We start from the raw sequence: 11,252 nt of genomic DNA, 5'->3' as shown, positions 1-11,252 counted from the left end.
CGAAAAGGCGGGGCCCGAATTACCCCCTAGCCCCGGTAGGCCCGGGAGGACCCGTCGGCCGCGGTGAGGGTGAGTCAGGGCCCGGGCCTGGCGGCCGCCCCGAGGGGTGGCGGGGGCTTGTCGCGCCTCGTGCGACCTCACTTCGCGGTCAGGATCGCTTCACGCAGCGCGCTGGCCAGCTCGGCCTGCCCGTGCGCCTTGGCGATGTTCTCGGCGATTTTGAAGAACGGGAAAATCACCCGGTACTGCGGCGCGCCATCGGTGTAGAGGAACACCGGCGCGATCTCTTTACGCGCCTTGCGCTCCCACACGCCCGAGTCATCACCAACCGTGCCGACGAAATAGCGCTCAGCATTACCCTTGCGCTTACTACGCTTGCTACCCGTGGCGTTGGCCTGATAGCCCCGACCACCCTCAGCAGCACCAAGGCCCGACAGGATGCGGGTCATCACACCGCGCGAGACGTTGCCGTATTGGTTCAACAGGTCAGCGTTGGGCACTGCGTACTGCCCGGCCTTCATCAAGCCCTGGGCAATCAGCGACTTCTCGAAACGCTGGTGCAGCCGCTGACCGCCCTGCACCGCCTGCTGCAGGTAGGTGTCGGCGGGTATGCCCGTGGTCCATTGATCCTTGAACCAGACCATGGCACCGCGACTCTTGGTCGCCGCCCGCGCAAACAGGCTGCGCATGGTGGTGGGGGTCGGCCGATCCAACCGCTTGGTCATCACCTCGGTGATTCCCGGCTTAATGCGGGTGGTGGCCAGCCGCGTCTGCGCGAGCATCAGGGCAAAGGGGACCTGCTTTCGCTGAATGTCCGAGATTTCGCGGGCTAGGGGCACACTGTCGATATCAAGCTTAAGGTCGATCATGCAGCACCCAGGTTACTTTTCGGACTGGACTCCAGCGCGCTTAGCCAGGAACTGGGTATATAGCCCTCCGGCTACATCCGCACCGATAACTGCAATGACAATGCCCAAGCCGGCGGCAAGATAGAGATTGCTCCAAAGAGCCATCGCAAGCAGCAGCGTTGCCATGCCAAGCAGGCCGGAAGCCAGGAAGCGCAATGCAACGCGCTGCAGAATCTGCCGTAGGCTTAAGTCAGCACCTGACGCCCGGAGCATCTCACCGGACAAGCCGGCCATACTCAGCAACACCAAGAGCCAAAGTGGCACATCGGCCAGAGCCTGATGCTCAGTGTCCATCTGTAGTCCTCAAGTAAGTCCGGCCTCCATGACGCTGGGATCCGCGAGAAGCAAAGAGCCGGGAATGGGGCCGAAAACGAAAAAGCCCCGCACGATGGCAGGGCTTGTAAGTTGGCACAAAAAGCCCGGCTTATTGGCCAGGCTTTGGAAAGCGTCGCGCTGCGTTCACAGCAACACACGCTGCTATAAAAACAGAACTATTCCGCGCGGAAAAGCCTTTTTTCACCGTAACTCGCAAGAATCCCTCACCGCCCCTCCCAATATGACTGGAAACCAAATCCAGCCCGCACCCGTTGCAGATTTTCTTTTTCCCTGTTAATTGGTATCCTCGCGCGCAGGATAAGGAGGGCACATGGCCAGAACCCCTGAGAACAAACCAACACTTCAAGATCAGCTTGACGGAGAACGACGCCTTGTTTCTTTCGATAGTTACGATTTGAGCGTCAGACAGCTGCTAGATATGTTTGAGTCAGGAGAAATCGAGGTACCTCCTGAGTACCAGAGGCAATTCATCTGGGATGAAGAAAGAGAATCCCAACTAATTGAATCAGTTCTCCTCGGCATTCCAGTCCCTAGTTTATTCATGGCAACCAATAGCGATTCGACATGGGAAATTGTCGATGGCGTTCAGCGGCTAGGAACGCTTGCCCACTTCCTGGGGACAGGAACACTTCTTGAAAAAGTATCCCGCACCCACCCTTTAAAAATAAGGGAACTGGAGAAGCTCTCGGCGTTAAACGGCACGGGGTATAAAAACCTCCCGAAATCTGTGCAGCTAATGTTTTCTACCCGCCCCATGAGGGTGACTGTTCTTAATGACAAAAGCGACCAGAATGTAAGATTTGATCTCTTTGAGCGCTTGAACACCGGCGGAATATCCTTAACAAATCAAGAAATAAGAAACTGTGTATTCCGCGGACCATTCAATGACGACCTCAAGAAGCTAGCTACAGAGGAAAATTTTTTATCCTGCATCAACCTAAAGGCTGGAGACACAAAAAACGGAACAGCAGAAGAATTTGTTCTGCGCTTCTTCGCATTCGCGGAAAACTACAAGTCTTTCGACCACAGCGTTAAAGATTTCTTGAATTCCTACATGAAAGAGCGCGCCCAAACTGGCATACCTCCAACTTTAGTAAGACTTTTCAAGCGAACATTTTCGGCTTTAAACGATGCATTACCTAAAGGAATCGTTCGAGGCAACAGAGGCGCAACTCCCGTTAATCTTTACGAGGGGATCGCAGTTGGGGCTGCTCTCGCATTGAAAACCGGCTCAAAGCTATCAACTGCAAAACTTGAAAAACTATTAGACGACCAGAAACTGCGCACCTTTACCATTGGCGCTACTAATAACAAAAAATCGGTCACTGGACGTATTGAGTACGTCCGCGATGCATTGAAGAGTTAACCATGCTGAGTGCAGTTAGAGCGGAAGTAACGGCACGCCTCGGAGAGGTATTTCAACTTTTGGACCATATTGCCAGATTGGAATCCGTCCCGCCGAACCCTGACCCAAACGAAGCTAAAATCCTCAGAGGGCTTTTTTACGTCCATCTGTATGCAGCGCTTGAATATACGGTCAATCAAGGTATCCAACGTTTCCTTCAAGGAATCATCAGCCTCAACGCTCCTCCCCAGCATTTTAAAGCTCGGTTCCACAGTGTCGCGCTCGAAGCCAATTTTTCTTCAATGCGTAATGTCGGTGAGGAAAAAACCTGGACAAACCGGGTAAAGCTTATTGATGCACAAGCATCAACGACACCGCAGCGAATCAACAGCGATGTTTTCGGGCTTTACCTCCAAAATGTGTGGCCGGAAAGATTAGAAACTCTTTTTTTGTGCTTAGACATCCAGCAACCCATAGTTCCAGATCCAACTTACAGGCTCTACGTAGACGAACTGGTAGAGCGAAGAAATGGCGTCGCTCATGGTCGTTACAGTGCGTTAGGTATTGGATCAGCAAGACGTTCGCCGGACCTCCGGATTCGACACCAAGCCATAGGCTCCACGTGTAGCCACATACTCGACTGCCTAGAACAGCATTACACCACTCGCGGGGTAATATTGGCACAGCATAGAGCCGCATACCCTTAACGCATGCCTTTCCCGCACTCTCACCACTAGGAGCTGCGGGAAAGGGATATAAGACTATGCCGCAATAAACACACAATTGATTGCGCAGTCAACCCAAGCCCCCCCAGCCCTAATCAACTCTCTAGCCTTCCCTTCGCTAATTCCATAGTATTTTCCAACACGCGCCATAGGCCACTTTGCTCCGTAGTACAGCCAAATTAGGTCCCCCATCTGCTGATCTCGTGACGTAAGTCGGGCCACTGCTTTGTCGACAGCAAGTGCCCAGTCGTCGGTGATGCAATAATTTTTACTCATCGACGGCTGGGGTACTGACTGCCGCATCAGCGCGAAGGTCGGAGAAGTGTAATTAGGCAGACCGGCACCATCCATTCGCCACCATCCCCATTGCTCCAATAGATACTCTGTATCTCCCAGCGGCCGACCTGCTGGCTTTCGAATCATCATTCTCTTAATCCCCTGTGTAATTTGTGCCGCCCGCCCCCAGGCGGTTCGGTTCTTGATACTGCTGCTGCGGGCCGACTACTTTGGCCGCCCCTTTCAGCGCTTCAATTTGTCTCTGTGCCAGCTGCAACTTGAAACTCAACTGCGTTACCAGCTCCTCAAGCGGAAGCACCAACCTGGATCCTTCAATAACCCAACCTGAGCCATTGCAGTCGGTGCACACCAACTCAAAAAACACCCCTTTCACGACCGCCCTCCCCCTGCATACCGGGCATTGAACTAGGTCAAAGCGCGGTCGTTTAAAGCCATCCTGAAGACGCTTTTTCACGTTCTGCATTCTCCCCTGTAACTAATTCGTGGATTGGGCTGCGCGTCTTGCGTGGCTTGGGCTGCGGCCTGTTGTGAGAAATTGCGGATTGCACGCCCGTCAACCCGTGAATGGCAGCAAAGCCGATGCCGTCTAACCAGGCGTGCCACTGCTCGAGCGCTTCGCGACGAAGACCGTTGCCCTTCGATTTGATGTAGGTATCCGCAACCTTGCCCAGCGAGTGGTTGAGCAACATTTCACCGATAAACCCATCCACCCCCATGTCCAGCCAGGCGGTACGGGCCACCTTGCGCAGGTCATGGCTGGACCATTCACTTGAAGCCAGTCGTCGGAATACTGCCGAGGCCTGACTGGGGCTCAACGGCTGCCCCTTGCGGCCTGGGAACAGGTATTTGCCGCTGTAGCCGTTTTCTACTTGGACGGCGCGGTACCTTTGCAACAAAGCGCACACCTGCGGCGTCAGCGGCAGCCGGTGCTCGGTGCGGGTCTTTGTGTGCTTGGCAGGTATGAACCACTCTGCATGACCCAGTGCGAAATCAGCCCATTCGGCCCGCCGCGTTTCGCCCAAGCGGGTGCCGTGGCAAATCATGAGCAATGGCAGCATCGCGTTTGCAGGTGACCGCCCGAACAGCCCACCGAGGACGGTAATCACCTCCTCCAGGTGGTCAGCTCGCAGCCTGCCATCCTTCGGCACAATCTTGGTCTTGATGAACTGGTTGAACTTCATTTCGGCCATGGGGTTGCTGCCGATCAGGCCGAGCTCACGCGCTTTGCCTACGGCCAGGTTCAACACGCGGTAAATCTGCCTGACATAGGAGGTCGAGCATTCGGCCTGGGCAGGCCACATCAAGCGCTTATCCAGCGTTGCGGCTGTCAGCGTAGCAATCGGCAACTCGCCAATGCGCGGTTGTAGGTGTCGCTCGATGACTGTCCTCACGGTACGCTTCCATGAATCCGACACGCTGGCATCACCGCTCACCCGCTCTTTGAACCAGCCCAACAAATCGTTGAAGGTCACCATTCCAGCCAACGCGATCACGTCATCCGGCTGGGTGATTAGGCGCTGCCGCAGAGTCGGCAGCTCAGCCAGAATCGCGGCCGAGCTGTACTCCGGAAAGCGAGCGAGTCGGTTCCACTTCCGGCGCGCCACCAGGAACCAGGTGCCACCCTGGCGGCTCTGGTCGAAGCGAAACCGAAGCCCCGGGTGCCTTGGGTCGCGCAGATCACGCACCCCGGCCTGGGCAGCCTGTCGACGAATTTCGGCATCCGATAACTTCACCGCGGCGGTCGCGCTCATACCGACCCCAGCCCCATTTTTAGCCATTGCCGCACAGTTAAAATTCCTCCTTGCCGCGGTGCGACTCCCACTCGAACGGCACCACCACCCCGCCGCCCTCGCGCAGGCGGTCATAGCATCGCTCGCCCATGGCGTGGCGCAGCTGGCTGGCCTCCAGGTTGGAAATCACCACCGTGGGGCGCATCTGCTCGTAGCGCCCGTTGATGATCGAAAACAGGGTGGTCAGCTCGAACTCGCTCGGCTGCTCCTTGCTGACCCCGACCTCGTCCAGCACCAGCAGCGAAGGTTCGATCAGGCTGGACAGGATGTCGGCTTCGGACTGTTCGCTGTGGCGGTCGTAGGTGGCGCGGATGGATTGCAGGACGGCGCCCACCGTGCGGTACACGGCCGTTGCCGAGGTGTTACGCATCAGTTCGTTGGCCATCCCGGCGCCCAGGTGCGTCTTGCCGGTACCGACCTTGCCCAGCAGCATCAGGCAGCGCCCAGTGCGCTCAATTTCCGAGAAAGCCGCCACGTAACGAGTGCAGTAGGCCAGGGCCTTGCGCTGCCCTTCGTGCTCGACGCGGTAATTGGCCAGGGTGCGGTCGGCGAAGCGCTTGGGGATCAGCGCCGAACCCAGCTTGCGGGTCATAGCCTCACGCTTCAGGCGGGTGTCCTCCGCCAACTGCTTGGCTTCGCGCTCGGCAACGGCCGCTTTCTCGCACACAGGGCAGCGCCCGACGATTTCGCGACCCATCAGCATGGTTACACGCTGCTCGAAGTCGCCGTGATGCTCGCAGTGAGCGGGCTGGACGCGGAAACCCGCGGCGTTTCGCACCTCGGACATGGTGATCACCGATTCAGATCGCATAGGTGCCGTCCTCTCGCGCGGCCAGGCCGGCGGTGTAGTCGCGGTCGTCGAAGCCGTGGTGACGGCTGTGCGGTTTGGCCTGGGCAGGCAACTGCGCACTGATGCGCTTGGTAACCCACTCCACCTCAAAGCCGCGCCAGCCGTTCTCGACGGCGACTTCCAGGGCTTGGGCGGGCTGGATGCCGAACGCCTTGCACTGCTCCAGCTTGAAGTTGAGGCCTGCCCAAATGCGGGCCGTCACTGGGGCCTTGGCGGCCCTGCGAACAGTCAGGTAGTCAGCGATCAGCAACTCATCCAGGCCGTGAGGGTTGTCAGCCAGCATGGCGGCCTTCCCGAACGGTGCTTTGCGGTCAGCTTTGGCCGGAGCCGGCTGCTCATCGCTGGGGGGGCATGTATTTTCTTCCGAAGGAAGAAATACATAGGGGGTTAGATTCTTAGAATAAAGAAGGGAGTCGGCGGTTTTGGTCTGTTTCGACTCATCGCCGATTCGGACCACTTCAGCCGAGTCGGCTGTTTTGGTCTGTTTCGGCTCAATGACGTAGACCCAGTCTTTCGGGTCATTCACGCCGATGTCACCCCGTGCACCGCCCTCGCGGAACAGAACCCGACGACGCAGCAGACTAGAAACCGCCTTGGATACGGTGTCAGGGTGGGCATGGATGGCTTTCGCGATGTCGGTCGCCGGGATGCGTTGAGCGCCCGTGCCGTAGTTGATGGTGGCCTTGGCCACATACAGCACAATCTTCATCTCCCGGGCCGGGAGATCGATAGCCAGCAGGCCATCCATGAGCTGGTTGTCCATCCGGGTAAACCCCCTGGACTTGTCAAGTGGGACGATGTTTGTCATGCTTAAACCCGTTGAAATGCTGTAGAGAAAGCCGCCCTGCCAGGCGGTTTTTTTTCGTCCGCGATTCCGGTACTGGATGGATTCGCAGGTGTTTCGGTCATCTACTGGCGAAAAGCCCTCAGATGCATAATGCTCATCACGAAGCCGCCTTATCTTCTGCCGGATAGAGATCCGGCCTCAGCTGATGGCGGGTAACCTGACCACCAACCGCCTTCTCAAACGGAATCACCAGATCTGCCGGCACCTTCTGGTTCCGGTGCACGCACTGCCAAATACGCGGCTGGCTGGTGTTGCATCTTCGGGCGAGCTCTGCTTGGCCTCCGGCCAACCGCACGACCTCGTCAATTGGTCTTTCTGTATTCGGCATGTCTGCGTGCCTCAATGGATCGTGCACCCGATGATAACTCAAGTTATAGATAAGGCAAACACATGTTATTTGAAGGCTAATAACGTGTGTTTTACCCTTGCAGGCATGAACAAACCTTCCGAAATGCTCAAAGACCGAATCCTTGAACGTCGCACGGCGCTTGGCCTAAGTCAGGCCCAGCTGGCGGAGAAAGCCGGGGTAAGCCAGGTCACGATCCAGCACCTCGAAAGTGGTCGAAACTCGACCTCCAAAAAGCTGCTTGAAATAGCGAGGGCTCTTGGAGTGACTGCCGAATGGCTGGCGTCCGGACAGGGGGCGCAGCGAGAGCCGAGCAATGTCAGGGCGCTGAAAGAGCAGCCCGAATCATTTAGGTATCCGGTGATTAGCTGGGTCGCAGCGGGAGCCTGGGCGGAAGCGGTCGAACCATTCCCACCCGGGTTTTCTGACCGCTACGAAATGTCTGATTACGACTCCAAAGGGGCAGCGTTTTGGCTGGAGGTCAAAGGAGACTCGATGACTTCACCGGTCGGCACAAGCATCCCTGAGGGGATGCTCATCCTGGTCGACACCGAAGCTGAGGCCGCTCCTGGAAAGCTTGTCGTTGCCAAGCTGGCCGACAGCAATGAAGCGACGTTCAAAAAACTTGTGGAAGACGGCGGGCGGAGGTTCTTGAAGCCACTCAATCCCGCATACCCTATGGAGATGTGCATGGAGGGCTGCAGAATCGTGGGTGTCGTGGTACGCGCTACCATCAAGCTCTGACGATACTTGGCCCAGATAGCCCGGCGGAATGCTGGGCTTTTTTTTGCCCGAAGAATGCAAGCTAAAAAAAATTAGCTCTCGGCTATTGAAAATTCCTACAGCAAAGGATAACTGTATGCACATACAGTACAAGGAGTTTCATGCCATGCCCCACCCTGCCTTTTCGCATTCCCCATCGTTGTCCTACGAACGGCTCGGATACCGTATCCAGCAAGCAATCGCATCACCCCACGTACAGAAAAGGCAGTTTGTTGAGGTCAAGCCTAGCGCGGATGAATCCCCTGCCGACTGGCAGCGATTGCTCGCCGACCTGGAAGAGACTTCAGGTATCACGATCGACACCTTGGACTCAGGCCTCATCAGGATTGGATGGCGAGGATTTACCGAAGCATGAACAAGCGCCCGCATAACGCGGGCTTTTTTTTGGTCGGATTTATAACTTGAGTTATTGACACAGAGAAAACCTACGTTATGATTCGATCCATAACACAGGTTATAGGCAGCTACGGCAGCCACCGCTCTTTACACAACTCGACGCAATACACCACCAGGTGGGAAAGGTAGCTAGCACGCTCATAGGCAGGAGCCTCCCTGCGCGATGCCGTATCGACCTCGGATCCTGGTGGCAAATCATCAACCAATCGAAGAGGAGAACCTTGGCCATGAAGTAGGTACCGCTTCACCAGTGAGGCGCAGCAAGCCTGAAGGCTTCGCCCGTAACCCTGACAGGCAGCGGCAAGTTGTGGCGTCGATGTCACCGCGCATTGGCCGGAACCCGGTAGCCCGCCCGTAACGACGAATCACCGCTGATGCAGCATCCCCGGCCTGTCGCCAGTAGCGAGGCCGGGGCGCCATACCGTAAAGCTCACCAGCGCGTGCCTTACACCGCCTAAAGGGCACCCCCATGCACATTAAGTCGGCTGAATTGGTCGTGACGTTCGCCCTCCCCTGGTCCGGGAGGTAGCGGCAGCGAGCGTCACGACCAATGCAGCCCACCGAGGACTCTTCATGGAAACGATCACTTGTGGCTCATGGATTGGCCAGCTCGGCAAGGCGCTGGCTCCCCGTGAACTCGAAGCACTGTTGTGGGTGGCTCAAGGCCTCACCACCAAAGAAATCGCCCGCCAGATGTCGGTCAGCCCGGGCACGGTGGCCAACCGCATCGAAGCCGCGCTGTTCAAGCTGGAGGCCGGCCGCCGCATCGAGGCGGTCACCAAGGCCATGCGCCAGCAGATCATCAGCCCGATCTGCATCGCCCTCGCCGGCCTCATCGCCATGCATGCGGTGATCGACGACAGCGACCCGATGCGCCGCGATCGCCGCGCGCCGGAGCGACGCACCGCCCAAGTTCGAATCGTTCGCAAGGCAGAAGCCTTGGAACTCCATGCCTGACCAACAAGGACCAACCCATGAACGCAGCCATCCGCAATAGCCGTATGCAATACGACCAGGTGCAGCAGCAGGCCGAAGCCGCAGCCGCTCAGTTCCGCAGCAACTCCCGCTTCTTCGTCCAGCAGGGTGAGAACAACAGCTGGGCCATCGTCGGCTCCGACGATAACCGCCTGTACGGACAGCGCCGCCGCTACTTCGACGCGGTGACCTACGCCGAGAGCCTGGAGCGCGCGGTGAACGCAAAGTCGGTGCCGGTGCTGAAGGTCAGCCCGCCTGACGACACCCGCACTCGCTGGGCGGCCCTCTGGGCGCTGCTATTGATCGTCATGGCTGGAGCGTTTTCGTCATGAGCCGCGGGGTAAACAAGGTGATCCTGGTCGGCACCTGCGGCCAGGACCCGGAAGTTCGCTATCTGCCCAACGGTAACGCGGTGGCGAACCTCAGCCTGGCCACCAGCGAGCAATGGACCGACAAGCAGTCAGGGCAGAAGGTCGAGCGCACCGAGTGGCACCGTGTGTCGCTGTTCGGGAAGGTGGCCGAGATCGCCGGCGAGTATCTGCGCAAGGGCTCGCAGTGCTACATCGAGGGCAAGCTGCAGACCCGCGAGTGGGAGAAGGACGGCATCAAGCGCTACACCACGGAAATCATCGTCGACATCAACGGCACGATGCAGCTGCTGGGCAGTCGGCCGCAGGGCCAGCAGCCCGGGCAAGTGCCAGATAGGCAGCCGCGGCAACAACGGCCGGCGCGCCCACAGCAGAGCCAGCAGGCCGCACCGCCCGATCACGACAGCTTCGACGACGACATACCGTTCGCCCCCCTCCACCACCTGGCCGGTGCGTAACCATGAAGCGCCGGCAGCTGGTCCACCCCGCCGCGTACTACCTCGGGCGGGCCTGCCGCGACAACAGCCAGTCACGCGACGCCCAGCCATACGGCTGGATGACCGTGGATTGCGGCTGGTGGCTTGCCGGCTGGCATGACCGAGACATGGAGCTTTCCGCTTGAAACGCATCACCGCACGCGTCCGGCACGGCCGGCGCCAGCAGCACATCAATCTGCCGCCCAGCGGCTTGGGAGGTACCTGCGATGACCGAGCAAAAGACCGGTGTCGCGAAACACTCTGCGGACTACCGGGCCCGGCAGAAGGCCCAAGCGAAGAAGCTCGGTATCGAGAAGGTGTTCTTCAACATGCCGGAAGGGATCAAGGCTGCAATGGCTGCGGAGATCGAACGCCACGGGTACGACCAGGTGCAAGAACTCTGGCAGGACCTGGCCTTGTCATGGATCGCGCAGGATCCCGAGGAGCGGGCGCGTCGTCTTGAACGACCTGACGCGCCAGCTTTTTACATCTCGCCAAAACTAGCGCGTCAGTTCGAAGAGCAGAGCTTGCGGGACCTACGTCGCGACCCGGGCGACGAGATCGTTAGGCCTAATCCTTGAGAGTGATTTTGCCTGGAGCCGCAGATGCGATCCTAATCAAATCCAAAACAGAAACGCCTTCGACGTCTGTAACAGTCAGCTGACCGCCGCCCTGATTGGCCGCAGTGGCCAGCCGTATGAGGTCTAGCACAGACGTTCCACGCGCTGACACCTCGAAGGTCGCTCCAGCATTAAGAACTCTGATTTTGTCCAGCACTGACATTGCCCTGATGCTCATTCAACTCTCCTT

General features: G+C 57.9%; 18 protein-coding genes. 9 read left to right on the top strand and 9 right to left on the bottom strand.

Going from position 1 to position 11,252, the window contains the following annotated elements; genetic code table 11:
- Positions 1–137: 137 nt before the first annotated feature.
- Together CAG34_RS14845 and CAG34_RS14840 are read right to left on the bottom strand one after the other, a co-directional pair.
- A complete protein-coding gene (locus CAG34_RS14845; RefSeq protein ID WP_085590858.1) occupies positions 138–869 on the bottom strand; it encodes a hypothetical protein in 732 nt (243 codons plus the stop codon).
- A 12-nt stretch (positions 870–881) separates the two neighbouring features.
- Positions 882–1,202, bottom strand: a complete 321-nt coding sequence (locus tag CAG34_RS14840) for a phage holin family protein (RefSeq protein WP_085590856.1) — start codon at positions 1,200–1,202, stop codon at positions 882–884.
- A 352-nt stretch (positions 1,203–1,554) separates the two neighbouring features.
- Here CAG34_RS14840 and CAG34_RS14835 point away from each other — a divergent pair, with 352 nt between their 5' ends.
- Together CAG34_RS14835 and CAG34_RS28140 are read left to right on the top strand one after the other, a co-directional pair.
- Positions 1,555–2,610 (top strand): DUF262 domain-containing protein, encoded by a 1,056-nt coding sequence (locus CAG34_RS14835; protein ID WP_085590854.1) that lies wholly within the window; start codon positions 1,555–1,557, stop codon positions 2,608–2,610.
- 2 nt (positions 2,611–2,612) lie between these two features.
- Positions 2,613–3,296 (top strand): MAE_28990/MAE_18760 family HEPN-like nuclease, encoded by a 684-nt coding sequence (locus CAG34_RS28140; protein WP_143516489.1) that lies wholly within the window; start codon positions 2,613–2,615, stop codon positions 3,294–3,296.
- A 54-nt stretch (positions 3,297–3,350) separates the two neighbouring features.
- Here the strand turns inward: CAG34_RS28140 and CAG34_RS14825 are convergent, their stop codons facing one another.
- The 6 genes from CAG34_RS14825 to CAG34_RS14800 form a co-directional block, all read right to left on the bottom strand.
- On the bottom strand, positions 3,351–3,740 hold the full coding sequence (locus CAG34_RS14825) for an antiterminator Q family protein (protein ID WP_178080888.1): 390 nt from the start codon (positions 3,738–3,740) through the stop codon (positions 3,351–3,353).
- A gap of 4 nt (positions 3,741–3,744) precedes the next feature.
- On the bottom strand, positions 3,745–4,074 hold the full coding sequence (locus tag CAG34_RS14820) for a hypothetical protein (protein ID WP_085591067.1): 330 nt from the start codon (positions 4,072–4,074) through the stop codon (positions 3,745–3,747).
- Complete coding sequence (locus CAG34_RS14815; RefSeq protein ID WP_085591065.1) at positions 4,037–5,362, bottom strand: site-specific integrase; 1,326 nt, start codon at positions 5,360–5,362, stop codon at positions 4,037–4,039. The genes CAG34_RS14820 and CAG34_RS14815 overlap by 38 nt, the downstream gene beginning before the upstream one ends.
- A gap of 37 nt (positions 5,363–5,399) precedes the next feature.
- Positions 5,400–6,212 (bottom strand): ATP-binding protein, encoded by an 813-nt coding sequence (locus tag CAG34_RS14810; protein ID WP_085590850.1) that lies wholly within the window; start codon positions 6,210–6,212, stop codon positions 5,400–5,402.
- Positions 6,202–7,059, bottom strand: coding sequence for a replication protein (locus CAG34_RS14805; RefSeq protein WP_085590848.1), 858 nt, complete (start codon positions 7,057–7,059; stop codon positions 6,202–6,204). Before CAG34_RS14805 ends, CAG34_RS14810 begins: the two co-directional genes overlap by 11 nt.
- Before the next feature lie 136 nt (positions 7,060–7,195).
- A complete protein-coding gene (locus tag CAG34_RS14800) occupies positions 7,196–7,426 on the bottom strand; it encodes a YdaS family helix-turn-helix protein (protein ID WP_080563748.1) in 231 nt (76 codons plus the stop codon).
- A gap of 30 nt (positions 7,427–7,456) precedes the next feature.
- Between CAG34_RS14800 and CAG34_RS14795 the strand changes: the two genes are divergently transcribed.
- From CAG34_RS14795 to CAG34_RS14770, 7 genes are all read left to right on the top strand, one after another.
- Positions 7,457–8,188 carry a LexA family transcriptional regulator gene (locus tag CAG34_RS14795; protein ID WP_084296955.1) on the top strand — a complete coding sequence of 244 codons (732 nt, stop codon included), beginning with the start codon at positions 7,457–7,459 and terminating at the stop codon, positions 8,186–8,188.
- Positions 8,189–8,333: 145 nt separating this feature from the next.
- Positions 8,334–8,582 (top strand): DUF1654 domain-containing protein, encoded by a 249-nt coding sequence (locus CAG34_RS14790; protein ID WP_084296979.1) that lies wholly within the window; start codon positions 8,334–8,336, stop codon positions 8,580–8,582.
- A gap of 614 nt (positions 8,583–9,196) precedes the next feature.
- On the top strand, positions 9,197–9,580 hold the full coding sequence (locus CAG34_RS14785; protein WP_085590846.1) for a response regulator transcription factor: 384 nt from the start codon (positions 9,197–9,199) through the stop codon (positions 9,578–9,580).
- A 17-nt stretch (positions 9,581–9,597) separates the two neighbouring features.
- Positions 9,598–9,930, top strand: coding sequence for a hypothetical protein (locus tag CAG34_RS14780; RefSeq protein ID WP_085590845.1), 333 nt, complete (start codon positions 9,598–9,600; stop codon positions 9,928–9,930).
- On the top strand, positions 9,927–10,424 hold the full coding sequence (locus CAG34_RS14775) for a single-stranded DNA-binding protein (RefSeq protein WP_085590843.1): 498 nt from the start codon (positions 9,927–9,929) through the stop codon (positions 10,422–10,424). The genes CAG34_RS14780 and CAG34_RS14775 overlap by 4 nt, the downstream gene beginning before the upstream one ends.
- 2 nt (positions 10,425–10,426) lie before the next feature.
- On the top strand, positions 10,427–10,588 hold the full coding sequence (locus tag CAG34_RS29030) for a hypothetical protein (protein ID WP_178080887.1): 162 nt from the start codon (positions 10,427–10,429) through the stop codon (positions 10,586–10,588).
- Between the two features lie 81 nt (positions 10,589–10,669).
- Positions 10,670–11,023, top strand: coding sequence for a hypothetical protein (locus CAG34_RS14770; RefSeq protein ID WP_085590841.1), 354 nt, complete (start codon positions 10,670–10,672; stop codon positions 11,021–11,023).
- Here the strand turns inward: CAG34_RS14770 and CAG34_RS14765 are convergent.
- Positions 11,013–11,240 carry a hypothetical protein gene (locus tag CAG34_RS14765; RefSeq protein WP_085590839.1) on the bottom strand — a complete coding sequence of 76 codons (228 nt, stop codon included), beginning with the start codon at positions 11,238–11,240 and terminating at the stop codon, positions 11,013–11,015. The two genes, CAG34_RS14770 and CAG34_RS14765, sit on opposite strands and share 11 nt — an antisense overlap.
- Between the last annotated feature and the right edge of the window lie 12 nt (positions 11,241–11,252).

The organism is Pseudomonas sp. B14(2017) (assembly GCF_002113255.1).
Classification (GTDB): domain Bacteria; phylum Pseudomonadota; class Gammaproteobacteria; order Pseudomonadales; family Pseudomonadaceae; genus Aquipseudomonas; species Aquipseudomonas putida_Z.
Note: the sequence above shows the minus strand (reverse complement) of the source record. Positions and strands in the feature narration are given on the sequence as shown.